Source organism: Acidihalobacter aeolianus (genome assembly GCF_001753165.1).
In the GTDB taxonomy this organism is placed as follows: domain Bacteria; phylum Pseudomonadota; class Gammaproteobacteria; order DSM-5130; family Acidihalobacteraceae; genus Acidihalobacter; species Acidihalobacter aeolianus.
The window spans coordinates 2,592,921-2,617,728 of the sequence record NZ_CP017448.1; the positions used below are offsets into that span (position 1 = coordinate 2,592,921).

The following is a 24,808-nucleotide window of genomic DNA, read 5'->3' on the forward strand; positions in this document are numbered from 1 at the left end:
TAATTACTTGGGTATTGACATGGAAGATCATGTCTGTTGATATGAGTATAAGAATTCTCTAATGTTTCGAGGCATTTCAACATGATCATTTTCCGTCAGTTGTTTGATACCGATACGTCCACTTATACCTATCTGCTCGCCGATGCACTGACTCACGAGGGGATCATCATCGATCCGGTGAAGGAACTGCATGAGCGCGATCTCAGCGCCATTCGCGAACTTGGCATTGAGCTGCGCTATACGGTCGATACCCACGTTCACGCCGATCACGTCACCGGCTCAGGTTCGCTGCGCGAAGCGACTGGCGCCAAGGTCATCACCGGCGCCGCTACTGACCTGATCTGCTCCGATAGGCTGATCGCTGATGGCGAAACACTGACCTTCGGCAACGAGGTTCTAACCGCCATCGCCACTCCCGGTCATACCGATGGTTGCACCAGCTACCGCTGGCGAGACCGACTGTTTACTGGTGACACTCTGTTGATCAATGCTTGTGGGCGCACCGACTTCCAGCAGGGTGATTCAGGGCGGCTGTATGACAGCATTCAACGTCTATTTGCCTTTGCCGATGAAACGCTCATCTTCCCTGGACACGACTACGCAGGCCGACGGGTGTCTAGTATCGGCCAGGAAAAAACGCTTAATCCGCGGCTGGCGGATAAGGATCGGCAGGCATTCATGGACATCATGAATAGCTTGGACCTGCCTTACCCTCGACACATCGACCGTGCCCTGCCAGCCAACCTAACCTGCGGCTTGGCCGCCTGAGCACGGATTCCGGTATTAGCTGAACATCGTTCCGGCAATTGGTGACGAGGTTACTGTGCTGACCAGAACGCAGATTCTCAGAAATTGTTCTTTCTCTGTGGTGCCACACTGCGTATTTCGGCGCAACGTGACCGGTCATTTCGCTCGAACGTGACCGCCCGTTTCGGATCAACGTGACCGGCCATTTCGTTTGATCGTGACCGATTTCGGCTCTTTTTCCGAAATCGGCGGTCACGTTCCTCCGTCATCTCATCCAAGCCACTGGAATTCTTTCACTTATTCCGGCACAACCGCGCTCCTTTGCTCACTCAAGGAGACAGCGGTGCCGGCAGCGAGGATTCCAATGAAGCATGTCATCGAGGTGCTGCGCCTCAAATACGCAGCCCAACTCAGCCACGCGCAGATCAGCCGCGCCTGCGGCCTGTCCAAGGGCGCGGTCAACAAGTACGTCAACCTGGCCAGGGCTCAAGGCATCACCTGGCCGTTGCCTGCGGACATGGACGAGGCCGCCCTGGAGGCACGTCTGTTTCCCGCCAAGGCGCCCTCGAGCCGGTTCGTCGTCCCCGACGGCTTCCAGATCCATCAGGAACTCAAGCGCAAGGGCGTGACCCTGCAACTGCTCTGGGCCGAGTACTGCGCCGCGCACGGCGAGCGCGCGTACGCGTATACCCAGTTCTGTCACCATTACCGGCAGTGGCGAGAGCGGCAGAAGCGCAGCCTGCGCCAGCACCATCAGGCCGGGGAAAAGGTCTTCATCGATTACTGCGGGCCCACGGTCGACATCGTCGACCGTCACACCGGCGAGGTGCGTACCGCACAGATCTTTGTCGGCGTGCTCGGGGCCTCCAGCTACACCTATGTCGAGGCTACCTGGACCCAGTCGCTGCCCGACTGGATCGCCTCCCACCAGCGCATGCTGGGCTTCTTCGGCGGGGTGCCGGCGCTGCTGGTGCCGGACAACCTCAAGGCGGCGGTTCAGCGCGCCGAGCGCTACGCGCCGCAGCTCAACGCCACCTATGCCGAGATGGCGGCGCACTACGGCACCGCCGTGCTGCCGGCGCGGCCCTACAAGCCCAAGGACAAGGCCAAGGTCGAAGTGGCGGTGCAGGTGGTCGAGCGCTGGATCCTGGCGCGGCTGCGCCACCACCGCTTCTTCTCGCTGGCCGAGTTGAACCGGGCCATCGCCGCGCTGTTGCCTGAACTGAACGAGCGGCTCTTCCAGGGTCGCACCGAGAGCCGTCGCGACCTGTTCGAGAGCCTCGATCGGCCCGCGCTGCGCCCGCTGCCGGGCGAGGCTTACGTCTACGCCGAGTGGCGACGCGCCCGGCCCGGCATCGACTACCACGTCGAGGTCGACAAGCGCTGCTACAGCGTCCCGCATGCCCTGGTCGGCCAGGTGCTGGACCTGCGCATCACCGCCACCACGATCGAGGTGCTGCACCGGGGTCAGCGCGTGGCCCTGCATCCGCGCCACCACGGCCCGGGCCGCTACGTCACCGTCACCGAGCACATGCCCAAGACCCATCAGGTGCACCGTGACTGGTCACCCAAGCGCTTCCTGCGCTGGGCGAGCCAGATCGGCCCCAGCACGGCCGAGGTGGTACGCCGCCAGCTGACCGACCGGCCTCATCCGGAGCACGGCTACCGCGCCTGCCTGGGGCTGCTCAGCCTCGCTCGGCGTTACCGCCCGGCGCGCCTGGAGGCGGCCTGCGCTCGAGCCTTGGCCATCGACTCGGCCCGTTACCAGAGCGTCAAGTCGATCCTCGCCCGCGGCCTTGACCAACAGCCCCTCGATCAGAGCCCGGCCCAGGAGGCACTGCCCCTGCACGCCAATGTCCGCGGCGCCAACTACTATCACTGAGGAGCTCCACGCCATGCTCAATCAACAGACCCGCCAACAGCTGCGCACCCTCAACCTCACCGGCATGCTCGCCGCCCTCGAGCAACAACAGGGCCAACCCCAGACCCATGCGCTGTCCTTCGACGAGCGCCTCGCCCTGCTCATCGAGCACGAGGTGCTGCACCGCGAGAACCGACGCCTCACCCGCCTGCTCAAGGCCGCCCGCCTGCGCGTGCCGGCCTGCGTCGAGGACATCGACTACCACCACCGCCGGGGCCTGGAAAAGCCCCGCATGGCCCAACTGGCCAGCCTCGACTGGATACACCAGGCACTGAACCTGTGCCTCACCGGACCGACCGGCTGCGGCAAGACCTGGCTCGCCTGCGCACTGGGCAATCAGGCCTGCCGGCGCGGCCTGTCGGTGCGCTACCTGCGCCTGCCGGCGCTGTTCGAGCAGCTGCGCATCGCCCACGGCGACGGCTCCTACGTCCGGCTCATGGGCCAGCTCCTCAAAACCGACCTGCTGATCCTCGACGACTGGGGCATCCAAAAGCTCAACACCGCACAGCGCAACGACCTGATGGAAGTCATCGAGGATCGCCACGGCCGACGCTCCACCCTGATCGCCAGCCAGTTGCCTATCGAACACTGGCACGACTACCTCGGTGAAGCCACCCTGGCCGACGCTATCCTCGACCGCCTCCTGCACGGCTCACACCGACTCAACCTGACCGGCGAGTCCATGCGCAAGATCCAGGCTCCGGTTGACGGATCGTGACCGCTCAGGATAGAAAAACCACTCCAGTGCGCAACCAATGAGAGCAGCGGTCACGTTCACCGAAATCGGCGGTCACCTTCGACGAAATGCGCAGCCACACTATGACCAGACGACAACATCAGACCATAACCGATCCTATGCGGCCTTCTGGGCTCTCTAATATTCCTGTCCGTTATTCGCAAATCTGCAGGCAAATCGTATTACTCAGCAGTCAGAAATACAGGCAACAGAAGGATGCTCGAAGCATGACCTGACGAGCGCGGGATTGTCAGCCATGGATTGAAGCTGAGCAGCGACCCGGCCCTTGAGTTTTTCGCCCTTGCGTAATGGATTGCGCGCCACGCCTGTTCTCTTGGCGTGGCTCCAGACCAGCTCATCCGGGTTGAGGTCTGGTGCATAGCCCGGCAAGACGTGCAGCGTCAGCGCACCTGCCGTGCTGGCCACATACTCTTTGACGATGGCTTTTTTGTGCGCTGGCAAGCCGTCGATGATCAGATGCACCGGCCGCCCGCGCTCGGCCATCATGTTCTTGAGCAGGTGCACGAACCATTCCCCGGTGAGGGCTCCTGGGTAGGTCTCGAACCAGAAGGCGCCCTTGGCGTTGACCGCCGAGGCCGCCGAGATCGACTGACGCTGACCGGGGCGTTCCACCACGGGGGTCTGGCCTTTAGCGCCCCAGGTCTTGCCATGCACGGCATCGGTGCGAAAGCCCGACTCGTCCCAGAAAAACACCTCGGCCTTCTCGCGCTTGGCGCGCCGGGCAATAGCCGGGTACGTTTCCTTGACCCAGCGCGCGATCGCTTCGGGATCACGCTGGTAGGCGCGCTGCAGGGGTTTTTGCGGTGTCAGGCCCACGCGGGCGAGCAAGGCCCCGATGCTCGCCCGCGACAGCGTCACCCCAAAGCGTTGGGCAACCAGCTCGCGCACGAGTTGGCGCGTCCACAGGCCAAAGTCAAAGCCGTACTGACGCGGGTTCTTGCCGTTGATCCACCGAAAGACTCGGCGCTCTTGCGCAGCAGTCAGGCGGCGCGGGCGCCCTGTGCCCTTGCGCGAGAGCAAGGCGCGTTTGCCGTGCCCACGACCGTGGGCCTTGGCCCGTACCTTGTAGGCCCACCGCGGTGCAGACCGAACGAGGTGGCCACCGCGGCTGGCGACTCGCCTTCGTTCATTCGCTGCAGGGCCAGCAGCCGCATCTCTTGCAGCGCAGCGCGCGACACCTTGCGTCCATCTCTCTTCAGGGAACATGAAGACAACCCATATCACCACTTGTTCCCTAATTTACTGACTTGTCAGCAATGGAAACAACGTCCATTTTTTTCAACATCCCTTGTTACAAGCCTCAAGCTGAAACGCCAAGTCGATAACCGCTCACAGTGGGTAAACCTGATAGGTCGTATAGATACGAAAATGGATGTTGGATATTAGCTGCTCGCGTTCGCCCAGTACTTCGCATCAATGAGTGAGCGCACCTCAGCATTGCTAATGCGAATCATTCTCGTTATCCTTGGTGTATTCAGACAGCCGTCACTTCCAAGGAACGTTGTATGCGCATGCAATCAACCCTCATAGTCTTAGCACTCGCATTGCTTGCCGTCACCGCCGAGGCCTCGCCGACTTTCAAAATCGCTCTAAAACCACACAGCTTTGTCCCAGATATTTTGATTGTTCCAGCCGGTGTGCGGATCAAGCTGTTGGTGAAGAACACCCGTAACCTACCTTCGGAATTTGAAAGCTTCGACCTCAACAGGGAACAGCTCATCCCTGCAGGCGGGACCATCACGGTATGGATCGGGCCGCTTTCATCAGGCAAGTACAAGATCTTCGACGATTTCAACCCAGATACCAGCGGTTGGATTGAGGTTCCAAAAGATACCAAGGCCGCTCAGTCATGATTGGCGCATTGATTATCGTCTTTCGGGAAGTGCTGGAAGCCGCCCTGGTGATTGGGATTGTAGGTGCCGCCGTGAAAGGGGTTCCGCGGCGCGGTGTATTGATCGGTACTGGGGTTGCCATTGGCGTCATAGTCGCCGCGCTCGTTGCCAGTGGTATCGATGTGGTATCAGGTTTCGCCCACGGTACCGGTCAGGCGCTATTCGAGGCCGGCGTGCTTACCGTCGCAGGGCTCATGCTTGCCTGGCACAACCTTTGGGTGGCAGAACACGGTCGTGAAATGGCCGCTCGGCTAAAAACCCTGGGCACCGCCGTGACCGCCGGCCAAGAACCGGCGACTATGCTGGTTGTCGTTACGGCTCTTGCCGTCATGCGGGAAGGTTCGGAAGTCTCGCTGTTTCTGTATGGCATCGCCGCCAGCGGCGTAAATGACATGCAAGTGCTTATCGGCGGTCTGTTGGGCGTCGCAGCTGGAGTCACTGTGGGCTATACGCTGTTCGCCGGACTCTCACGCATACCCATCAAGTCGTTATTCAGGGTAAGCGGCGTGATCATCCTTTTCATTGCCTCCGGCATGCTTTCACGAGGTGCGGCGTTCCTCGTGCAGGCCGGATACCTGCCCCCACTGATTCCGGGTGTTTGGAATACGTCATGGCTGGTTCCGGGAGGCAGCGTATTCGGACGCAGCCTCGAGGCGTTAGTAGGTTACACGCCTGCGCCTTCACTCATGCAGGTACTGGTGTGGATCGGCGCGCTCACGATCATCGGTGTACCCATGCTGGTCAAAAGCGGCCGCCTCAGACTACCCGCCGCCGGCGCCGTAATGCTGGCCATCATGACCTTGGTCCTTATCGTAGGTGTGTTCGTGGGCGCCCAGGCATATGCCGCCGACTACAAGGTCTACTCGCCCACGGTGGTCAAGGGCGAGACTGAGCTTGAAATGCGCGCTTTCAATAGCTGGGGTGCTGGCCCACTGAGTGGTGCCAGACAGGCCGTCAAATTTGCTGCCGGCCATACGTTTACCCATTGGTGGGCTACGGAAGTGTATGCCGAAGCGGAAAAAGAACCGAGCGAATCATTAAAGTTGGAAGACTTTGAATGGGAAAATCGCTTCCAACTCACCCCTCAGGGGAAATACTGGGCGGATGTCGGGCTGATCAATGAAAATGAGATTCCCCGATACGCAAACGATCCATATCGAATCAGCATCGGCCCATCCCTTGCAAAGGATTTCGGACGCATCTCTGCACGGCTGAATCTGCTAGTCGCTCATGAGTATGGAACCCATGCACGTCATGGTATTGAATTGGATTACCGAGCCCGCATCCAATACCGCTGGCGCCGCGAACTATCCCCAATAGTCGAGGCCTATGGTGAACCGGTAGGATGGACAGGGCTATATGGACCCTCCCGTCAGCAGCTGGGAATGGGCTTGGTCGGTCAGTTCACCACCGAGCCGGGCAAAGACTTGCGTTATGGGTTGGTGGCTCTGTATGGGACGACCACGGCCGCGTCCCGTGAGACCTTGGTTGCCCGTTTGGAATATGAGTTCTTCTGATAGAAATGTCCGCAAAATGAGCAAGCCCTGTGCACAGCGAGATCAACGCCATATCTGTCATGGGTGGCCATAATCTCATTTAACGCGAACCGCGTGTTCTCGGATTCGAAATGTATGATCAAGGTTTGGGATCAATTAATTTGTTGGAATGTTAATGGCTTAGATCATCACGCTGCTGTAGGTATTCATCCCGCTCGATACCCTCTTGAACAGCTTTCTTGACCCCATCAATGGCCTTCCTGTACCAATACGCAGCCTTGGTTTTGTCACGTGGTACACCAAGATCTTTGGCGTAGGCGTCTCCCAGATGGAGTTGCGCATCGTAGTAGCCCTGATCGGCGGATTTCCCGAACCAGTACATGGCATTACGGAACAAATCGACAACCTGCCCGTTGTTCCTTGATCGCGCGGAGATTGAAAGCTTTTCTGCCTTTTCGAGATATGCCATCTCGAGTTTTTCCTGGGCAGTCGCATCTCCGTGCTCGGCTTCAGCGTGAAGTCCAACTGAGATACCGGAATCCGCCGAAGCCGCATTCGCCAGTGCAGGCCTAAACAGGCCTGCCAGGAAAATCAAAGGGCTTATTTTGCCGTGACGAAATGGCATCCCATTTCCAGATTCACAAGCGAATCGTTTTCAGTTGATCATCCATGCAATTCGGTTAGCTACTCTGCCGAACCATCTTTGAATCGCCACCGGTTCCTTAGACATCGTCGGCATAATTGGTTGCCTTCGATATGGCCGTACTACACGAAGTTGCAGACGCTCAAATGACCTATATGATCGAAGGTTCTATGCCCGCAGCCGTAAGTGGCCAAATCTTGACCCCCACATTAATTGAGAAAAAATCGAGGCCAAGTCCCGCATTGTTTCACCTTTAATACTGATGAAGGGTTTCGGGTGCGAGTCAGTCTATTCGTGATTGAACTTGCATGGCGATGTGCCCACCCTGATTTGTTCGACGCATCCATGCAACTCACCCCTCCGGGGCTAATGCGCAAAACCGTTCCCGGCGATTTTTTCTTTGCTCGCTCAAAGAAACCGGGGAAAGAAATGTATCCGAAACGCCTTGGCCCTGCGGGCGAGGCAAAGCGTAACGGGAACTCTAATCAAATGACTTCCTGCTTCGCGTTCGTGACGCGCTTAGCTTGTCTTTATGTAACTACTCAGCTAATTCTCAGAGATCGCCAGAGCAAAAGCCGGTAGCTTGCGATCGAATACTAGGCGCAACGCCTCCGAAGCCGTGACCCCCTGCTTTCGGCAGGTCGATAGATATCCCCGTATGCGGCAAAACATCGCGGCACCCTCCAGGCTGCGGAAGCAGCCGGAGATCTTCTGCTGCACTTTGGTCATACGGATATCGTTCTCCGCCTGATTGTTCGTGAACGGCACATTGACGTCCACCATGAAACGCAGCACATCGTCTTCATAGGCCATCAGACGCTCCAGCAGATTGCGGGCCTTGCTCCGCTTGATCCGCCCCCGAGGCTTGTTGTCGGGTGGTTTTTCCGGCTCAGGGCATTCCAGTTGCCCCGCCTCGAGCACATCTCGGTAGCGCTGCCGGTAAGCATTGGCCTCGGTCAGCGGCAGGATGCCGCCAGCGTTCTCGACGGCCTGATGAATCTCTCTGAGCAGCTTGCCCATCGCTTCCGCCCATTGTTGTCCGTCCTGCTCGAATGCTCGTTCCAGTTCGCGCAGGTGGTGGGCATTGCACAGGGCATGGGTGCAGTCCCGATAACGGTAATAGGGTTTCCAATGGTCATGACACAGCACACCGCGGAACCGTGGCAGGATCCCGATCGCGTCCATCGCCTCCTGGCCTCGCTTACTGTGGACCTGATAATGCGTCCAATCAGCATTGGACAGAGCATGCAGCCAATGGCGTTTGCCATCAATGTTGACCCCGGTCTCGTCGGCATGAGCGGACACGGCTTTGGCCAATGCCGTTTTGCTGATCGCCTCAAAGGCCGCCAGGCGGGTAAATGCCTCGCGATTGAAGTTCACCAGTGAACCATCGCTCAAAGGGATGCCCAACTGATCGGCAAAGTAATCCTGGATCCGCTTGTAGGGCAAGAGCTGATATTGGGACAGATAGACGGCATGGGCCTTGAGGCCGGAACCATACTGCACCTTCTTATCCACCCCTTCCGGGAATGAAGCCACAAAACGTTGGCCTGATTCATTCTCCAGGATCTGCGCCCGATACTCGGTCACGATCCGGCTGATGTCGATATCAAAAACCTGGCGAGTCTCGAAACCCGCCTCGGTATAGCAGCCTTTCGGCAAGCGACGACGATCGATCTTGAGGACCTCGATCTCATCGGGATGCTCGACCGGGCGCAAGGTCTTGCCCACGTGCCCCGGCTGGCCACCGGAAGGTCGGCTTGAGCGCACACGCTGGCTGCGTGGCCGATTGGGATCCGATGCCGGCGGCTGACTGCTGTTGCGGCTATTGAGCCCGAGACGGTTGAGTAACACGACGAACAACATGAGCATCATCTCGATACTGGCGCGGAGTGCCGGAGATAGGTCTTTCTCCTGCTCCAGTTGCGCCCTGACCTGTGCCAGGGTGATCTCGATATCGACGCCGTCGATCCGCACGCAAGACTGCTCCAAAGAAGTAATGAAGCTATTATCTCACGGGTTTTGAAGTGCCAATTTTCTCGTTTGTAAGGCGATCTGGCGGCGTAAAATAATTGACTGACGGTGGGGCAGTGCCTCGCGTGATGTCGCAAGGAAGACTACGCCTCTGTCGCTTTCGGAGACCAATAATCGCACTCGTTACAGCGCCGCCATATTTTCAAAAAAACTACCAAAAACCCTGTCAAGTACTTTTTGTAATTATTTTCACTGAGTAGTTACGTCTTTATTTCTGTCTATCCCCTTATCGCCTTGCCTCGCGGGGATGCGGCTGGACGGAGTCGGCCCGGAGGACCCGGGCCGAGCAGCCCGCGCCCGGACGGCGCTTGGCTGCGGCCCCGGCCAGACGGATTCACGCGAGGTTGCCCGTAGGGTCAAGGCGATCTGGGGCGAATTTCTTTGCTAGCCGTTCTAAAAAGGTGTTGGTCATCATTCGCGCGATCGTCCAGAAAGTGCTTGTGTGACAGCGGCTTGTGGCGATGGTTGTCGACGTGTGGCGCGAGGGAAATATTTTCCGCAGGTGAAGTTGTACGCAATTTTCAATGAAAGCTCAGGCGATTCTATTTGTTGCGACATCCGTACGTTATCAAGGACCAACACCTTTGTAGAACGTCTAGATTTCTTTGGTGACTTTCTTTATTCGTCCAAAGAAAAAATCGTCGGGAACGGTTTTTCGCGTCAGCCCCGAAGGAGTAAGGCGCAGGGATGCGCCGTACAAAGTCACTCGCACGCCCGCACCGAAACCAGTCAAGAACGCCGTCGCTCAAGGCGTGTGAAACCGTCCCACCGTTCCCACTCAATGCGCCATCAGTCACAGCGAGCCGAAGTGCACTCAAGTCACATAAAGAACGCCGCCGCCCAAAGCGCGTGAAACTGCCCCATCACAGTCGATAAACTGCCTCAGGGGTTCACAACCTCCCAAGCCAAGAGAAATACCTTATCGAACCCATGGACACACAAAGGCTCACAACAACCTCCACGTGCCCGAGGACCACCTCATGCTAACCCTGTTCGGCGCCGTCGCCGTCACCCTGATGATGTTGTTCTATGCGCTGGAATCGCGCTCGCCCTGGTTCACGCTGCTGTTCGCGCTCTCTTGCTTCGCCTCATCGGCCTACGGCTGGCTAGCCGGTACCTGGCCGTTCGGCGTGATCGAGCTGATCTGGGGCGGGATCGCTGCGTACAAATGGCGCGGGCGGATGCGTGGAGCGGCGACCTGAAGGTCTGGAGGGATCAGCCGGAATAACCGCCCGGCATGGGCTCCCAGAGTTCGCGCGCCTCGAACTGGGGCAGTTCCTCGGTTTCACGGTAGGCGCCCTCGCACCATTCGCGCACGTGTTCGTCGGCTAGGCAGGTGTGCACGTACTCCGCGGCCACGCCTTCCAGCGGAGTGTTGTAGACGGAAAAGCGCAGCGCGACCGGAACGTACATCGCATCGGCGATGGTGAATCCGCCGAACAACCAGGGCCCGAGCCCACCGAAGCGGGCGCGGCAGTCGGTCCATAGGCCAGTGATGCGCGCCACCTCAGCCTCGATCTCGGGGCCTGGCGAACGCCAGCGGAAACGCCCGCGCAGGTTCATCGGCAGATAAGTGCGCACGGCCTGGAAACCGGCATGCATTTCGGCGCTCACCGATCTTGCGACGGCGCGCGCCTCGGGGTCGGCGGGCCAACCGCGGCCGTCGAGCAATTGCTCCGAAACGTATTCGCAGATGGCGAGCGAGTCCCACACCGCGAGCGGACCGTGGTGCAGCACCGGCACCTTGCCGGAGGGCGACAGCCCGGCGACCCGCTCCGCGTACTCGGGCGTGTAGAGCGGCACGCGGATTTCCTCGAAGCGCAGGCCGTGGCGGCGCAGCAGCAGCCAGGGCCGCAGCGACCAGGAGGAGTAGTTCTTGTTGCCGATCACCAGCTTGAGTTCGCTCATCGTCGCACCTCCGCGGCGGCTCATACCGCCCGCATTTCGATCCGGCGCACGAATTCCTCCATCAGGGTGCGGTACAGCGCTTCGCCCATGATGTCGTCCTCGACACCGGCGTCGATGTTGGGGTTGTCGTTAACCTCGATGACCACGACCTTGTCGCCGGCCTGCTTGAGGTCCACCCCATAGAGCCCGTCGCCGAGCAGCTTAGCCGCACGCAACGCGGTCTTGACCACCTTGGCGGGCGCTTCATCCACCGGCCAGGTCTTGAAGCCGCCGGCCTGGGCGTTGCCGCCCTTGTCGTCGTGCTTGAGGATCTGCCAGTGCTTCTTGGACATGAAATACTGGCACACGAACAGCGGCTTGTTGTTGAGGATGCCCACGCGCCAGTCGAACTCGGTGTACATGAATTCCTGCGCGAGGATCAGGTCCGAGTCCTTGAAGAACTGTCCGGCGAGTCGCTTGAGTTCGGCGGCGTTGTTGGCCTTGACCACGCCGCGCGAGAACGAACCGTCGGGAATCTTGAGCACCATCGGGTAGCCCAGTTCGGCCTCGAGTTCGTCGACGTTGTCGCGGCTGACGATGATCGTGCGCGGACGCGGCACGCGGTGCGCCTTGAGCAGCTCGGCAAGATACACCTTATTGGTGCAGCGCAGGATCGAGTCGGGGTCGTCGATCACCACCATGCCCTCGCTCTCGGCCTTCTTGGCGAACTGGTAGGTGTAGTGGTCGATGCTGGTGGTCTCGCGGATGAACAGCGCGTCGTACTCGGCAAGCCGGCCGTAGTCGCGCCGCGTGATCAGCTCGACATCCACGCCCACCGCCTTGCCGGCGCGCACCATGTGCGCCAGCGCGCCGCGGTTGGAGGGCGGCAGCTTTTCGTCCGGGTTGTGCAGGATGGCGAGGTCGTAGCGGTAGCGCGTGCGGCTGCGCGGCTTGCGCCAGCGGCGCGCCAGGAACACGCCGAGCGCCTCGGCGAAGGCGGCCTGCTGTTCCGCGGTGAGCGCCTGCGGGTGCAGCGCCTGGATCGCGCTGATGCGCCATTCGCCCTGACGGCGCAGCTCCACGCGCAGCACGGGGCAGCGGAAGGCGTCGAAGATCTGCCGCGCGAGGTCCTGCCACTCCGGCGAGGAGGTCTGCCCGAAATAGAGCATCAGCTCCAGGCCGTTGACGGTGACGTCCTGCCGCGTGCGGCCCACGGTCTTGCGCGCGAGGCGCTCCAGGTCCTCGGTGTCGAGGGTGTAGATCGCCTTGCGGCTGAGATCCTGGATGGTACGCACGCTCGGGATCACGCGGTGCCCGCGCGCCTCGGCGAGCAGCGAGGTGTAGTAGCCGACGCTGAGATAGCGGTAGCTGCGCGCGAGGTTGATGACCTGCAGGTCGTCGTCCATGCCCTCCGCCGCACCGCTGAGATAGTCGCGCACGGTGACGACCTTGAGTGCCGGATAGATGTCCTTCCAGTCCGACAGATTTTCCACCACCACTAACGGTTCAGGCATCGGCAGCCTCCCTGCGGCTGACGATCAGCACGGCCTTGAGGCCGGCGCGTCCGTAACGGGTCATGTGTTCGAACTCCTTCTGCAAAATCGGCATGTTGATGGAATCCAGGGCCGTTTCGCCCTGTTCGTAATCGATGAAGGGATCGTGGACGTAGACGAAGCGTTCGTCGAAACCTGTGACCACGACCCAGTGCGGAAATTTCTCGCCGTAGATCTGGTACGAGCTGATCAGCACCACCGGAATCCCGCCGGCCTCGAAGCGCGCCTTGAGATCGGCGACGCGCAGCGGCGTGAAGTGGATCGGCACGTCGTGCGCCTCAAGCTCGGCCAGGAAATCCTCCTGTACCAGGCGCATGACCTCCTTCTTGACTTCGCTGCGCACAGAATCGACCAGGAAGTTGGCCCCGTCGCTGACGAATATCTCGACGTCGAAGCCACGGTGCCAGGCCGACAGGCCGAGCCCGAAGGGCCCGCAGCCGCCGTGCCCCGAGGTCATGAAGATGATGGTCGCCTCGCGCCAGATGCGCAGCTCCAGCGTGCGGTTCATCGGCTGCTCCGGCTGCAGCGCGCTCATCGCCATCATCAGCGAGGAAGGGCCGCAGGTGAAGTCGAGCGTCTGCTCGTAGTAGGGCACGCGAACCTGCTCCGCCCGGAGATGCGGCGCCAGCGACTTCTCGAAGCGCAGCGCCTCCATGTGGTCCTCGTAGTAGTCCGGCACCTGGTCGAACTGGCGATAGCCGAGCGAGCGGAACAGCGCCAGAGAGGCGGTGTTGTCGCGGCGGATCTCCAGCCGCAGGGTGATGCGCCCCTCCGCCTTGGCGCGGGCCTCGGCCGCCTCCACCAGGGCGCGGCCGACGCCCTGCCCGCGCAGCGCGGCGCTGACCGCGATCGAGTAGATACGCGCCAGCGAGGTGCCGCGACTATAGAGCGTAAGCACATAGGCCTCGACCCGGCCGTCGTGCGCGTGCACCAGCACGTCCGAGTGCGCACGCGTGATCATGTAACGGAACTGGCGACGGCTCAGGCGGTCGGTCTGGAAGCAGGTTTCCTCCAGACGCAGCAGGTCGTCGACATCGTCCAGGGTGGCGGGGCGGATCATGGGGGCATCCTCGCTGTGCGGCGCATTCCGCCGTGGGTGCGCGGCAGGCTTCCGGCCGGCAGGCGCAACCGCCTATGCTATGACTTCCCGTCAGCGACTGGAATCCTTCCGATGCCCGCGCCACCGCTCGAACAGATGCTCGCCGAACTCATCGCCACCCCGTCGGTGAGCAGCGTCTCGCCCGCCTTCGACAGCGGTAACCTCGCTCTGGTGGAAAAACTCGCCGGCTGGCTGGAGGACGCCGGCTTCCGGGTCGAGATCATTCCACTGGAACATTTTCCGGACAAGGCCAACCTGATCGCCACCCTCGGCGAGGGCGAGGGCGGGCTCGTGCTCTCCGGGCACACCGACACCGTGCCCTTCGACGACGGCCTGTGGACCCACGATCCGTTCCGCCTGACCGCGGCCGACGGCCGCTTCTACGGCCTCGGCACCGCGGACATGAAGAGCTTTCTCGCGCTCGCCATCGAGGCCGCACGCGGGCTCGACCCGGCCCGGCTGGAGCATCCGCTGATCATCGTCGGCACCGCCGACGAGGAAAGCAGCATGGACGGCGCACGCATGCTCACCCGCCTGGGCCGGCCGCGCGCGCGCTACTGCGTGATCGGCGAGCCGACCGACCTGCGTCCGGTGCGCATGCACAAGGGCATCATCATGGAGGCGGTGCGCGTGACCGGGCACAGCGGCCATTCCAGCGACCCGGATCGCGGCCGCAATGCCCTCGAGGGCATGCACCACGTGATGGGCGAACTGCTCGCTTGGCGCGACGAACTGCGCCGCCAGCACCACCCCGCCTTCGCCGTGCCCTACCCCACGCTCAACCTCGGCCATGTACACGGCGGCGACAACCCCAACCGCATCTGCGCGAGCTGCGAGCTGCATTTCGACCTGCGCCCGCTGCCCGGCATGCACATCGAGGCGCTGCGCGAGGAACTGCACCACCGCGTCGGCCGAGCGCTGGAGGGCCGTGGCCTCGGCTTCGAAACCCACCCACTGTTCTTTGGCATCGAGGCTTTCGAGACCCCCGCCGACGCCGCCCTGGTCACGACCCTGGTCGAACTCAGCGGCCACCCTGCTCAGGCTGTTGCCTTCGGCACCGAGGCGCCTTTCTTCCGCGACCTCGGCATCGAAACCGTGGTCATCGGCCCCGGCAGCATCGATCAGGCGCACCAGCCGGACGAATACATCGAACAGGCCGCGCTGGGACAGACAGTCGACATGCTGCGCGAACTGATCCGACGCCTGTGCCTCGCACACTGAAGGCGCCGCGCCGGCAGTCGATTTCGTTATAGTTAGGCCTCATTCACAGGATCGCCCCGCGTGAGCAAGACCGCAGCCCACAATCCGAACATCGCCTGGTTCCGCCAGGCCGCGCCGTACATCCACGCACACCGTGGCCGCACCTTCGTCGTCGCCTTCGGCGGCGAGGCCATCGCGGACACAACCTTCCCCGATCTGGTGCACGACATCGCCCTGCTCGCCAGCCTGGGCGTGCGCGTGGTGCTGGTGCACGGTGCCCGCCCGCAGATCGAGGCACGACTGAAGGCGGCCGGCCGGGAACTGCATTACGCAAACGGACTGCGCATCACCGACGCGGCCGCGATGAGCTCGGTGATCGCGGGCATCGCGGACGCCCGCGCCGAGGTCGAGGCGCGCCTGTCCATGAGCATCGCCGACACGCCGATGTCCGGCATGCGCCTGACCGTGGTCGGCGGCAATCACGTGATCGCCAAGCCGGTCGGCGTGCGCGACGGCATCGACTACCAGCACACCGGCGAGGTGCGCCGCGTCGAGACCGGCGCCATCCGCCCGCATCTCGATCTGGGCCATCTGGTGCTGATTTCCCCGCGCGGCTATTCGCCCACCGGGGAGATGTTCAACCTCAGCGCGGCCGAGGTCGCGACCGCCGTGGCCTGCGCGCTGCGCGCCGACAAGCTCATTTTCCTGGAGGAAACCACGGGTCTGCGCGACGCACGCCGGCGTCCGCTGCGCCAGATCGGCCTCGCCGAAGCACAGGCCCTGCTCGGCGGCAGGCGGCGGCTGACCGACGAGACGCGCCGGCATCTGCACGGTGCCATCGACGCCTGCCTGAACGGCGTACGGCGCGTGCATCTGGTCGACCGGCGCATCGACGGCGCGCTACTGCTCGAGCTTTACACCCGCGACGGCGTCGGCACCCTGATCAGCACCGGCGGCTACGAGCACCTGCGCCCGGCAATGATCGACGACGTCGCCGGCATCCTCTCGCTGATCGCCCCGCTGGAGGCGGAGGGCGTGCTGGTGCGTCGCTCGCGCGAACAGCTCGAACTCGAGATCGGCCATTTCAGCGTGATCGAACGCGACGGACTCATCATCGCGTGCGCCGCGCTCTACGGTTTCGCCGACGAAGACGTCGGCGAGCTGGCCTGCCTCGTGGTGCACCCGGACTACCGCCATCAGGGCCATGGCGACACCCTGCTCGCGCACATCGAGGAGCGCGCACGCCATCGGGGCCTGCAACGCCTGTTCGTGCTCACCACGCGCACCGCCCACTGGTTCCGTGAACGCGGGTTCGTGCCCGGGCAGATCGATCAGCTTCCGGTGGCCCGCCGAGCGCTCTACAACTACCAACGCAACTCGCGGATATTCCTCAAGACGCTCGACTGACTGCGGCCGGGTCCGCACTGGCCACGCCGCGACGCAGTATTTACAATCGCTCCACTTGTGCGCCGGCCGCACCGGCGCCCCTCCCATCGAACTCAGGAGACTCCCATGCGCATGCTTCACACCATGCTCCGCGTCGGCGATCTGGACCGTTCCATCAGCTTCTACACCGAGGTGCTCGGCATGCAGCTGCTGCGTCGCCAGGACTACCCTGAGGGCCAGTTCACCCTCGCCTTCGTCGGCTACGGCGACGAGGACAGCAACACCGTGCTCGAACTAACCCACAACTGGGATCAGGACCGCTACGACCTCGGCACCGGCTTCGGCCACGTCGCCATCGAGGTGGACGACGTGTATCAGGCCGGCGAGGCCATCCGCAAACGCGGCGGCAAGATCATCCGCGAACCCGGCCCGATGAATGCCGGCACCACCATCATCGCCTTCGTCGAGGACCCCGACGGCTATGCCATCGAACTGATAGGCAAGCGGCATTGAGCACCGCCGCCCGGCAAACCGGCGCGCAGGCCTGCGAACTCAAAGGCAGCCGCTTTACGCTGTCCGTACTCAACCTGCTCGACACCGATCTCGCGGCGATCGACGCGAAGCTGGGCGCGCTGGTGGCCCAGGCGCCCGGCTTTCTCGAACGCGCCCCGGTGGTGCTGGACGCGGCACGGATCGCCGAGCAGGGTGCGGCCCTCGATCTCGACGGCCTGGTCGCCGTGCTGCGCAAGCACACCTTGGTTCCGGTGGCCCTGCGCGGCGGCGACGCCGCCCTGCAGGAACGCGCCATGGCGGCCGGCCTGGCGCTGATGCCCGAAACCGCGGCGCCCGTGGCGGGCAGCCGCACGACGGAGCAGGTAAGCCCTGCCGCGGCCCCGGGCGGCGGCCCGCGCATCGTCAACCGGCCGGTACGCTCCGGTCAGCAAGTCTACGCCGAGGGCGGCGACCTGATCGTGCTCGGGGCGGTCAGTGCGGGCGCCGAGATCATTGCCGACGGCAGCATCCACGTCTACGGCGCCCTGCGCGGTCGCGCCATCGCAGGCGCGCGCGGCGACGAGGCGGCCCACATCTTCTGCCAGTCGCTGGAAGCCGAGCTGATCTCCATCGCCGGCTGCTACCGCGTGTTCGAAACCGAACCCGACGAGACTCGCGGACGCCCCGTGCATGCCTCGCTCAGCGGCGAGCGCCTGTTGATCGAGATGCTCTGATATAATCTGCGACGATATGTTCTATTCTGTGACAGGCGGGTGACGGTCCCACTGCCGGCAACCACCGGCGACCGCCTGCCGGGACGGGCTTCCCACAACATTGCATCGCCTTCGGCACACTGGAGACACGCGTGGCCAGGATCATCGTCGTAACCTCGGGCAAGGGCGGCGTCGGCAAGACGACCACCGCTGCGGCTTTCTCCACTGGACTCGCCCAGAAAGGGCACAAGACCGCGGTCATCGACTTCGACGTCGGTCTGCGCAACCTCGACCTGATCATGGGTTGCGAGCGCCGCGTGGTCTACGACCTGATCAACGTCACCCAAGGCGAGGCGACGCTGAACCAGGCCCTGATCCGCGACAAGCGTGTCGACAACCTGTATGTGCTGCCCGCCTCACAGACCCGCGACAAGGATGCCCTGAAACGCGACGGCGTCGCCCGTGTGCTCGACGAATTGCATGAAATGGATTTCGACTATGTGGTCTGCGATTCCCCCGCCGGTATCGAACAGGGTGCGCAGATGGCGCTTTACTTCGCCGACGAGGCGCTGATCGTGACCAATCCCGAGGTTTCCTCGGTGCGTGACTCGGACCGCATCCTCGGTATCCTGCAGAGCAAGTCCAAGCGCGCCGAAAACGGCCAGGACGCGGTGAAGGAACACCTGCTGATCACGCGCTACAACCCGGGCCGCGTTTCCACCGGCGACATGCTCAGCATGGAGGACATCCTCGACATCCTGGCGATCCCGCTGATCGGCGTGGTACCGGAGTCTCCGGCGGTGCTCAAGGCCTCGAACGCCGGCACTCCGGTCATTCTCGAGGACAAGACCGACGCCGGCCAGGCGTATTCCGACGTGGTCGCGCGCTTCCTCGGCGACAATCGCCCGCTGCGCTTCATCAAACCGGAAAAACGCGGTCTGCTGAACCGCCTGTTCGGATAACGCTATGGGTCTGTTCGACATCTTTCGCAAGAACAAACCGACCAGCAGCGCGCAGATAGCCAAGGAGCGCCTGCAGATCGTCATCTCCCACGAACGCGCCGTACGTGGCAGCCCGGACTATCTGCCGCGCCTCAAGCAGGACATCCTTGAAGTGATCCGGCGCTACCACGCGATCACCGACGAACAGGTCGACCTACGCGTCGACAAGGCCGGCGGCCGCGAAATCCTCGAACTCAACGTCACCCTGGCGAGCGAAACCAAGGCCGCCGGCTCCTGAACCGGCCTGCCCGCACCGGCTCGCCGCAAACGATTATGAATACAACCTCCGACTATCAGCCCCCACTGGCGCACTATTTCAGCGAACTGGAAGCCCGTTACGGCGATGCATTCAGTTTCGACCGTCTGAACGATGAGGAACTGCTGGAACTTGAGCGCCTCGGTCGCGACGCCATCGAACGCGATCCGCGGGTCTCCGCCGTGGAGAAAGCCAATCTCAAACCGCTACTCACACTGATCGAGATGCAACGGCGAAAGCGCGGCCTCGTGGCGAGCGGCGGCACCACCCACTGAAACAGCGGTAAAGGCCCTAGGACCCCAGACGTTCCTCGGTCGTGTCGCTCACTTCGACCGCATGATTGCGTCGGCGACGCGCGGCCCACGCCTCGTCGATCACCAAGGGCAGGAAAATGACCAGATCGTAAGCACGCACCGCGATCAGCCCGACCAAATGCACGACCCAAGCCGTAACGCGTGCCAGAATAGCTCCCAACCCCAGGATGGCGATCAGCAGGCTCATGCCCACTTGTCGACCGCTGCGCAATGCAGTCTCGAAGGGTAATTCGATCGCCATCAGCAACAGTCCAAGCAGCACGCTCAGACCGACCGCCGCGAGAACAGGCGCCGCCCCCGGTGGCAGCGGGGGCTCAACCGGGGTATCAGCACCCAGCGCCACCAGTAGCGCCTGAAACACCAGGATCAGTATCGCCAGGGCAGCCAGCCAGCTCATCGCACGCAGCCGCAATCGACTTGGGAGCCCGCCAAGTATCGGTAGCAGGCGGGTCATGCGCCCGAGCTCCAGCAGTAGCCCGCCCAGCAGCACAGGGGCACAGACCAGTGCCCACACCGCCACCGTGCCCAGTGACTGCCCGAGCACCGCAGGTTCACCTGCAAGCAGGCGGTTCAGCGGCGAATGCAGAAGGGCCAGCTGCCCGCCCGCCACGACGCCGAAACCGGCCAGCATTGCCAGTGCCAGCAAAAAATAGGTCAGATGCCGCAGTTGCAGCGACAGACTCGGTTTCAGCGGCATCTGCCGCACCTGTTCGAAAGCTTGCCAGTGCTCGTCCGCCGCCGTCATCCTATCGTCCAGTTCACCGACTGTGCGCTCCATCCGCTCCAGCACCCTGGTTGCCTTACGCCAGCTGGGCGCGATGCGACGCAGGCTGTTATGCCGTTTTCGGCTCGCATAGCGGTACTCCTCAAGAGCGTCGTGGCTGGCGCGGGTCAATGTGCTATGCATCGCATCCAGAATATTGGCCAGGGCCGGATCGGCTCCCCTGCCGCTGTGCGCCACTGCATCCACCGCCTCAAGCCAGTTGGGTGGCACCGGCGGTACCTCGGTGCTGGCCTCGTAATTCTGTTCCATACGCACGCACAGCTCGCCGACCTGGCGCGAGAGGTTGGGGAAATCCGATAGTTCGCCACGCACGGTACCGGTCAGGCGACGGTAGTCGCGCTTCACCGAGCGCGCTGCCGCAGCCTGCGCGGCACTGTTCAGCATTTCCGTCTGCAACGTCACAGCACGGCGACGCAGGCGCCAGATCAGCGCAGCCAGACCTCGAAGCGCACGCGCCAACGCTCGACTGACCCCGAAGAGCAGTCGATGCGCATGGGTCCTGGCAAGATACAGCAGCACCAGCGCGAAGAACCCCCAAAGCAACGCAGATTCCCACTCGAAACCAGGCTCGAGGGTCAATATCCCGTACACGTCCATGAGAGTCTCCAGTGCCTTGGACGGCTGTCTAGATTTTACAGTTTACTAGGCGATCACACGGCGTGCAGACGCCGACTCCTGTTGTATGGCTCCAATCAGCCTCACTCGACATCGTGTCATGTCGGCAAATTGGGCGTTCAGACGTCAAGGCCGGAAGATAATTATTCGAAGTATCCTGCCCGATTACCCGTGCATTATCGACGATTTATGTCACTTCGCCACTACATGGTCTTGATACCCATGGGGCGGCACAGGTTTTCCCAAGCCGTATAAACGAAAAGGGCGGCCGCCGCCGCCCTCTTCCCTCCGCTGACAGATGCCTCAGGACTGTGCCTGGGCCTCCGCCTGCTGTTTGCGAACCTCTTCGTGCACCTGCGCCATGTCGATCTCGCGCACCTTGCCGATCACGTCCTCAAGCTGCGCCGGCGACAGCATGCCCGGCTGCGAGAAAAGGATCACCTGTTCGCGAAAGATCATCAGGGTCGGGATCGAGCGAATCTGGAAGGCTGCTGCCAGACCCTGCTGTTCCTCGGTATTGACCTTGGCGAAGACGATATCCGGATGATTCTCGGAGGCCGCCTCGAAGGTGGGGGCGAAGGCACGGCAAGGCGCACACCAGGATGCCCAGTAATCGATGATCACGATATCGTTGTCCTGAACGGTGGACTCGAAATCGTCCTGGGTCAATTCTCTCACTGCCATTGCCGGCTCCTCACGCATTGCGCGCCGTCGTGTATTGGCGGTTGATTATATACCAAGTCAGACGACTGTCCCAAGACAGCACCCCGCCCTCAGGCCCTGCTCAGGAAGGCCAGCAGTTCATCGAGTCGTCGCAGAGGGTCGTCCATTTCGAACAATTCCTGTTTGCGCGCCGACGGCAACGGCAATAGCTCACTCAGCCGAGCACCGACCCAGCCCGCGTCGTCATAAGCCGTCGCCAAACTGCTGTAGGGCCCACCGAGCTGTTCGAGCATGCGCTGCAGCAAATCCTGCAGTCGCGCGTAGTTCCCAGGGATCGGTTGGGTCGGTTCGGCGATATCCAGCAGCTCAACCTCACCGATCAGCAACCCGTTCGCTGCCACGGCGTAATCAATGATCCGCAGGCGCTGTTCGCCTTGGGCCACGATGCCAAGCAGACCGTCATCGCGCTGGTTCCAGTCGGCAATTCGCGCCAGGGTGCCCAGACGATGGATATTCGGGGCAGGCCCCACTTCCTGGCCGGATTCGATCGCGCATATGGCGAACCCAGTGTCGCTGCGCAGGCAGTCCCGCACCATATCCAAATAGCGCGTTTCGAAGATGCGTAGAGGGAGCAGCCCGCCGGGAAACAGAACGCTGTGCAAGGGGAACAGGGGCAGACGCACGGTCACGCGTCCGCGTCAGGCTCGCCCCAGGGCGGCAGCAGGGTTTGCGGTATTTCCAGATGGTCGAGAATCCGCGCCACCATGAAATCGACCAGATCCTCGACCCGAGTCGGTCGATGGTAAAAACCTGGGTTGGCCGGCATCATCACCGCACCCATGCGGGTCAGACGCAGCATGTTTTCAAGGTGAATTTCCGACAGAGGGGTCTCACGCAACACCACGATGAGCGTGCGACGTTCCTTGAGGGCGACGTCGGCTGCACGCTCGATCAGCGAACGCGAGGCGCCGACCGCAACCGCCGACAGCGTCCCGGTGGTGCAAGGGCAGATCACCATTGCCTCCGCCGCTCCGGAGCCACTGGCCACCGGCGCGGTCCACTGCTGTTCGCCGAACACGTGCAGCTGGCCGGGCGCGGCGCCATAGAGCCCGCCTAGGGCTCGTGCCAGTTCGGACTGACGGCCCGGAAGCTGCAGATCCGTTTCCATGCCGATCACGACGCGAGCCGGCTGTGAGAGCATCAGATAGACGCGCGTGCCGGAACGCAGCAGGCATTCGAGCAGGCGCAGGCCGTACTGCACGCCTGAGGCGCCGGTCAGCGCCAGGGACACGGTACGCGGCCAGTCGCTCATGCCGTCGACTCCGCACGCTCGGCCAGCGCCGCGCGCACGCGCAGCGGCAGACCGCCGAAACTGCCGTTGCTCATGAACACCACCTGATCGCTTGCACGCAGTTCGCCGATGAGTGCAGCTTCCAGGCCGTCTAGATCGGCGAGCACGGCCGCCCGCTCACCCAGTTCTGCGGCTACTTCGCGCAGCGACCAGCCCAGATCCGAGGGCTGATAGAGGAATACGCGATCGGCTTGGGAGAGCGATGCACCGAGCGTCTGGCGATGAACGCCCATGCGCATGGTGGCGGAACGCGGTTCCAACACCGCCACGATCCGCGCACGGCCGCTGCGTGCGCGCAGGCCCTGTAGGGTGGTGGCGATGGCGGTGGGATGATGCGCGAAATCGTCGTACAGGGTCACGCCGGCGACGTCGCCAACCACCTGCAGGCGACGCGCCACCCCGCCGAAGGAGGACACCGCCTCCAGGCCGCTCTCCAGAGGTACGCCGGCATGCCGCGCGGCGAGCAGCGCGCCCAGGGCGTTCGATACGTTGTGCCGCCCGAGCAGCTTCCAGGCAATCTCGCCCAGCGGCCGGTTGTCGTGGAGCACCTCGAAACGGCTGCCGTCCTCGGCGATCAGGCGCGCGCTCCAGCCATCTCCGCCATCCAGCGTGAAGGGCTCGACGGGCGTCCAGCACCCCATGGCGAGCATCTCGTCCAATGCCGCATCGTCGCCGCGGCGGACGATCAGGCCATTACCCGGCACGGTGCGCACTAGGTGGTGAAATTGCCGCTGGATCGCGGCGAGATCGGGAAAGATGTCGGCATGATCGTATTCGAGATTATTCAGCAGCAGGGTCCGTGGTCGATAATGGACGAACTTGGAGCGCTTGTCGAAGAAGGCGGTATCGTACTCGTCCGCCTCGACCACGAAGAAGGGACTCTCGCCCAGACGCGCTGATACGCCGAAATCCGCCGGAACGCCGCCGATCAGGAAACCGGGCTCGAGTCCCGCATGCTGCAGGATGTGCGCGAGCAGGCTGCTGGTGGTGGTCTTGCCGTGGGTCCCGGCCACCGCTAGCACCCAGCGACCGTGCAGCACGTGCTCGGCCAGCCACTGGGGCCCCGAGGTGTAGTCCAGCCCGCGATCCAGCATGGCCTCGACCGCAGGCACGCCGCGGCGCATGAAGTTGCCCACCACGACCTGATCCGGGGCTGGGTCGAGCTGCGCCGGATCGTAGCCCTCGTGGACAGCGATGCCGGCGGCTTCGAGCTGGGTGCTCATGGGCGGGTAGAGTTGGGTATCGCTGCCGGAGACCTCATGGCCCGCTGCCTTGGCGAGTTGCGCCAAGCCGCCCATGAAGGTTCCGCCGATGCCCAGGATATGTACGTGCATAGGCTGCCTTTTCCTGTGACCGTCGCGGCGTCAGTTACCGATCGCGCCGCCGAAGAACCCGGTGATTAGCAGCGATGCCGTGAACATGAAGCCCAGCGCCGTTGCCACGCCCAGCCAGGTTTGCCGCAAATCCAGCGCGAAGCGAAAGATACGCCCGAATACCGCGATCATCCAGCCGAGCGTGATCAGATAACCCACGGCGGTAAAGGGTGCCTGCCCGCCCGTAGCTTCGGCATGGTAAAGCACCAGCAGCTGTGGCATCAGCACCAACCCCAGGACCGCCCCTGTGGAACCCAATGCGGTCAGGGTCTGCACCAGCCGCTGCGGGTGCTGGGTCAGCGCCAAGGCGCCGTATGACCAGGCCACCAGCACTGCGGTTTCCACCACTGCCTGAATCAGACCAGCCCAGAAGCCGGAAAGCGGGAGCGCGTTCAAGGTGCTCACAAGCAGATATGCGGTCAGCGACAGCACCATCCAACTGCGCGCTGCAGGCATATCCTGCGGGCCTGCCCGCATCATGCACAGATCGAATATGCGCTTGAGGAAACTGAGAATCGACACGGCGTCTGGCATGATACAAAGTGATTATGGCTTGTTCATACTGCTGATCGGCATGCTGTTGTGCCTAAAAAAACGCCAATCAAGGCGCGAGGAGTGCAGTTTGGTGGTT

General features: G+C 62.4%; 25 protein-coding genes. 13 read left to right on the plus strand and 12 right to left on the minus strand.

Annotation, left to right across the window (positions count from 1 at the left end; genetic code table 11):
* The first annotated feature begins 81 nt into the window (after positions 1 to 81).
* The 3 genes from BJI67_RS11950 to istB all read left to right on the plus strand — a co-directional run bounded on the left by BJI67_RS11950 (position 82) and on the right by istB (position 3,386).
* Positions 82 to 768: an MBL fold metallo-hydrolase gene (locus BJI67_RS11950; protein WP_231940851.1), complete on the plus strand. Its 687-nt coding sequence runs from the start codon at positions 82 to 84 to the stop codon at positions 766 to 768.
* Between the two features lie 343 nt (positions 769 to 1,111).
* Positions 1,112 to 2,629 carry an IS21 family transposase gene (gene istA, locus BJI67_RS11955; RefSeq protein ID WP_070071328.1) on the plus strand — a complete coding sequence of 506 codons (1,518 nt, stop codon included), beginning with the start codon at positions 1,112 to 1,114 and terminating at the stop codon, positions 2,627 to 2,629.
* A 13-nt stretch (positions 2,630 to 2,642) separates the two neighbouring features.
* Positions 2,643 to 3,386, plus strand: a complete 744-nt coding sequence (gene istB / locus BJI67_RS11960; protein ID WP_070071329.1) for an IS21-like element helper ATPase IstB — start codon at positions 2,643 to 2,645, stop codon at positions 3,384 to 3,386.
* A 204-nt stretch (positions 3,387 to 3,590) separates the two neighbouring features.
* Here istB and BJI67_RS11965 read toward each other — a convergent pair.
* Positions 3,591 to 4,639 (minus strand): IS630 family transposase gene (locus BJI67_RS11965; protein ID WP_197513055.1). Its coding sequence is split into 2 segments (ribosomal slippage): positions 3,591 to 4,498 and positions 4,498 to 4,639, totalling 1,050 coding nucleotides; the frame shifts between segments, so codons are not numbered across the junction.
* Between the two features lie 291 nt (positions 4,640 to 4,930).
* Here BJI67_RS11965 and BJI67_RS11970 point away from each other — a divergent pair.
* Complete coding sequence (locus BJI67_RS11970; protein WP_070073218.1) at positions 4,931 to 5,278, plus strand: cupredoxin domain-containing protein; 348 nt, start codon at positions 4,931 to 4,933, stop codon at positions 5,276 to 5,278.
* A complete protein-coding gene (locus BJI67_RS11975; protein ID WP_070073219.1) occupies positions 5,275 to 6,834 on the plus strand; it encodes an FTR1 family iron permease in 1,560 nt (519 codons plus the stop codon). Before BJI67_RS11970 ends, BJI67_RS11975 begins: the two co-directional genes overlap by 4 nt.
* A 151-nt stretch (positions 6,835 to 6,985) precedes the next feature.
* On the opposite strand, the gene BJI67_RS11980 is transcribed toward BJI67_RS11975, so the two are convergent.
* On the minus strand, positions 6,986 to 7,438 hold the full coding sequence (locus tag BJI67_RS11980; RefSeq protein ID WP_070073220.1) for a tetratricopeptide repeat protein: 453 nt from the start codon (positions 7,436 to 7,438) through the stop codon (positions 6,986 to 6,988).
* A gap of 564 nt (positions 7,439 to 8,002) precedes the next feature.
* On the minus strand, positions 8,003 to 9,433 hold the full coding sequence (tnpC, locus tag BJI67_RS11985; RefSeq protein ID WP_070071330.1) for an IS66 family transposase: 1,431 nt from the start codon (positions 9,431 to 9,433) through the stop codon (positions 8,003 to 8,005).
* A gap of 1,037 nt (positions 9,434 to 10,470) precedes the next feature.
* Here tnpC and BJI67_RS11990 point away from each other — a divergent pair.
* Positions 10,471 to 10,692: a hypothetical protein gene (locus BJI67_RS11990; protein ID WP_070074128.1), complete on the plus strand. Its 222-nt coding sequence runs from the start codon at positions 10,471 to 10,473 to the stop codon at positions 10,690 to 10,692.
* 13 nt (positions 10,693 to 10,705) lie between these two features.
* On the opposite strand, the gene BJI67_RS11995 is transcribed toward BJI67_RS11990, so the two are convergent.
* Genes BJI67_RS11995 through BJI67_RS12005 form a run of 3 tightly spaced genes read right to left on the minus strand, consistent with a single transcriptional unit; the run spans position 10,706 to position 13,990 of the window.
* Positions 10,706 to 11,398, minus strand: coding sequence for a glutathione S-transferase family protein (locus BJI67_RS11995; RefSeq protein WP_070074129.1), 693 nt, complete (start codon positions 11,396 to 11,398; stop codon positions 10,706 to 10,708).
* Between the two features lie 20 nt (positions 11,399 to 11,418).
* Positions 11,419 to 12,891 carry a RimK family protein gene (locus BJI67_RS12000; protein WP_070073221.1) on the minus strand — a complete coding sequence of 491 codons (1,473 nt, stop codon included), beginning with the start codon at positions 12,889 to 12,891 and terminating at the stop codon, positions 11,419 to 11,421.
* Positions 12,884 to 13,990, minus strand: a complete 1,107-nt coding sequence (locus BJI67_RS12005) for a GNAT family N-acetyltransferase/peptidase C39 family protein (RefSeq protein WP_070073222.1) — start codon at positions 13,988 to 13,990, stop codon at positions 12,884 to 12,886. The genes BJI67_RS12000 and BJI67_RS12005 overlap by 8 nt, the downstream gene beginning before the upstream one ends.
* A 111-nt stretch (positions 13,991 to 14,101) precedes the next feature.
* Here BJI67_RS12005 and argE point away from each other — a divergent pair, with 111 nt between their 5' ends.
* From argE to BJI67_RS12040, 7 genes are all read left to right on the plus strand, one after another.
* Entirely contained in the window at positions 14,102 to 15,250 is a 1,149-nt protein-coding gene (gene argE / locus BJI67_RS12010; RefSeq protein ID WP_070073223.1) for an acetylornithine deacetylase, read from the plus strand.
* 60 nt (positions 15,251 to 15,310) lie between these two features.
* Entirely contained in the window at positions 15,311 to 16,636 is a 1,326-nt protein-coding gene (argA, locus tag BJI67_RS12015; RefSeq protein ID WP_070073224.1) for an amino-acid N-acetyltransferase, read from the plus strand.
* A gap of 105 nt (positions 16,637 to 16,741) precedes the next feature.
* On the plus strand, positions 16,742 to 17,128 hold the full coding sequence (gene gloA, locus BJI67_RS12020; RefSeq protein WP_070073225.1) for a lactoylglutathione lyase: 387 nt from the start codon (positions 16,742 to 16,744) through the stop codon (positions 17,126 to 17,128).
* On the plus strand, positions 17,125 to 17,841 hold the full coding sequence (gene minC, locus BJI67_RS12025; protein ID WP_070073226.1) for a septum site-determining protein MinC: 717 nt from the start codon (positions 17,125 to 17,127) through the stop codon (positions 17,839 to 17,841). The genes gloA and minC overlap by 4 nt, the downstream gene beginning before the upstream one ends.
* 131 nt (positions 17,842 to 17,972) lie before the next feature.
* Positions 17,973 to 18,782 (plus strand): septum site-determining protein MinD, encoded by an 810-nt coding sequence (gene minD / locus BJI67_RS12030; protein WP_070073227.1) that lies wholly within the window; start codon positions 17,973 to 17,975, stop codon positions 18,780 to 18,782.
* A 4-nt stretch (positions 18,783 to 18,786) separates the two neighbouring features.
* A complete protein-coding gene (gene minE, locus BJI67_RS12035) occupies positions 18,787 to 19,059 on the plus strand; it encodes a cell division topological specificity factor MinE (protein ID WP_070073228.1) in 273 nt (90 codons plus the stop codon).
* A gap of 35 nt (positions 19,060 to 19,094) precedes the next feature.
* Positions 19,095 to 19,352: a hypothetical protein gene (locus BJI67_RS12040; RefSeq protein WP_070073229.1), complete on the plus strand. Its 258-nt coding sequence runs from the start codon at positions 19,095 to 19,097 to the stop codon at positions 19,350 to 19,352.
* A gap of 16 nt (positions 19,353 to 19,368) precedes the next feature.
* Here the strand turns inward: BJI67_RS12040 and BJI67_RS12045 are convergent, their stop codons facing one another.
* From BJI67_RS12045 to BJI67_RS12070, 6 genes are all read right to left on the minus strand, one after another.
* The gene (locus BJI67_RS12045; protein WP_070073230.1) at positions 19,369 to 20,772 is read right to left on the minus strand and encodes a hypothetical protein; all 1,404 of its coding nucleotides are present in this window, start codon (positions 20,770 to 20,772) and stop codon (positions 19,369 to 19,371) included.
* Between the two features lie 321 nt (positions 20,773 to 21,093).
* Complete coding sequence (gene trxA / locus BJI67_RS12050) at positions 21,094 to 21,474, minus strand: thioredoxin (RefSeq protein WP_070074130.1); 381 nt, start codon at positions 21,472 to 21,474, stop codon at positions 21,094 to 21,096.
* Positions 21,475 to 21,563: 89 nt separating this feature from the next.
* Entirely contained in the window at positions 21,564 to 22,136 is a 573-nt protein-coding gene (locus BJI67_RS12055) for an LON peptidase substrate-binding domain-containing protein (RefSeq protein ID WP_070074131.1), read from the minus strand.
* 2 nt (positions 22,137 to 22,138) lie between these two features.
* Positions 22,139 to 22,765 carry a flavin prenyltransferase UbiX gene (locus tag BJI67_RS12060; RefSeq protein WP_070073231.1) on the minus strand — a complete coding sequence of 209 codons (627 nt, stop codon included), beginning with the start codon at positions 22,763 to 22,765 and terminating at the stop codon, positions 22,139 to 22,141.
* Positions 22,762 to 24,138 carry a UDP-N-acetylmuramate:L-alanyl-gamma-D-glutamyl-meso-diaminopimelate ligase gene (gene mpl, locus BJI67_RS12065; RefSeq protein ID WP_070073232.1) on the minus strand — a complete coding sequence of 459 codons (1,377 nt, stop codon included), beginning with the start codon at positions 24,136 to 24,138 and terminating at the stop codon, positions 22,762 to 22,764. The genes BJI67_RS12060 and mpl overlap by 4 nt, the downstream gene beginning before the upstream one ends.
* A 30-nt stretch (positions 24,139 to 24,168) precedes the next feature.
* Positions 24,169 to 24,699, minus strand: a complete 531-nt coding sequence (locus BJI67_RS12070) for a hypothetical protein (protein WP_156782134.1) — start codon at positions 24,697 to 24,699, stop codon at positions 24,169 to 24,171.
* Between the last annotated feature and the right edge of the window lie 109 nt (positions 24,700 to 24,808).

What these genes read in the sequence shown, in the direction of transcription:
- BJI67_RS11950 (WP_231940851.1), top strand. Translation starts at nt 82, where the DNA reads ATGATCATTTTCCGTCAGTTGTTTGATACCGATACGTCCACTTATACC.
- istA (WP_070071328.1), top strand. Translation starts at nt 1,112, where the DNA reads ATGAAGCATGTCATCGAGGTGCTGCGCCTCAAATACGCAGCCCAACTC.
- istB (WP_070071329.1), top strand. Translation starts at nt 2,643, where the DNA reads ATGCTCAATCAACAGACCCGCCAACAGCTGCGCACCCTCAACCTCACC.
- BJI67_RS11970 (WP_070073218.1), top strand. Translation starts at nt 4,931, where the DNA reads ATGCGCATGCAATCAACCCTCATAGTCTTAGCACTCGCATTGCTTGCC.
- BJI67_RS11975 (WP_070073219.1), top strand. Translation starts at nt 5,275, where the DNA reads ATGATTGGCGCATTGATTATCGTCTTTCGGGAAGTGCTGGAAGCCGCC.
- BJI67_RS11980 (WP_070073220.1), bottom strand. Translation starts at nt 7,438, where the DNA reads ATGCCATTTCGTCACGGCAAAATAAGCCCTTTGATTTTCCTGGCAGGC.
- BJI67_RS11990 (WP_070074128.1), top strand. Translation starts at nt 10,471, where the DNA reads ATGCTAACCCTGTTCGGCGCCGTCGCCGTCACCCTGATGATGTTGTTC.
- BJI67_RS11995 (WP_070074129.1), bottom strand. Translation starts at nt 11,398, where the DNA reads ATGAGCGAACTCAAGCTGGTGATCGGCAACAAGAACTACTCCTCCTGG.
- BJI67_RS12000 (WP_070073221.1), bottom strand. Translation starts at nt 12,891, where the DNA reads ATGCCTGAACCGTTAGTGGTGGTGGAAAATCTGTCGGACTGGAAGGAC.
- BJI67_RS12005 (WP_070073222.1), bottom strand. Translation starts at nt 13,990, where the DNA reads ATGATCCGCCCCGCCACCCTGGACGATGTCGACGACCTGCTGCGTCTG.
- argE (WP_070073223.1), top strand. Translation starts at nt 14,102, where the DNA reads ATGCCCGCGCCACCGCTCGAACAGATGCTCGCCGAACTCATCGCCACC.
- gloA (WP_070073225.1), top strand. Translation starts at nt 16,742, where the DNA reads ATGCGCATGCTTCACACCATGCTCCGCGTCGGCGATCTGGACCGTTCC.
- minE (WP_070073228.1), top strand. Translation starts at nt 18,787, where the DNA reads ATGGGTCTGTTCGACATCTTTCGCAAGAACAAACCGACCAGCAGCGCG.
- BJI67_RS12040 (WP_070073229.1), top strand. Translation starts at nt 19,095, where the DNA reads ATGAATACAACCTCCGACTATCAGCCCCCACTGGCGCACTATTTCAGC.
- BJI67_RS12045 (WP_070073230.1), bottom strand. Translation starts at nt 20,772, where the DNA reads ATGGACGTGTACGGGATATTGACCCTCGAGCCTGGTTTCGAGTGGGAA.
- trxA (WP_070074130.1), bottom strand. Translation starts at nt 21,474, where the DNA reads ATGGCAGTGAGAGAATTGACCCAGGACGATTTCGAGTCCACCGTTCAG.
- BJI67_RS12060 (WP_070073231.1), bottom strand. Translation starts at nt 22,765, where the DNA reads ATGAGCGACTGGCCGCGTACCGTGTCCCTGGCGCTGACCGGCGCCTCA.
- mpl (WP_070073232.1), bottom strand. Translation starts at nt 24,138, where the DNA reads ATGCACGTACATATCCTGGGCATCGGCGGAACCTTCATGGGCGGCTTG.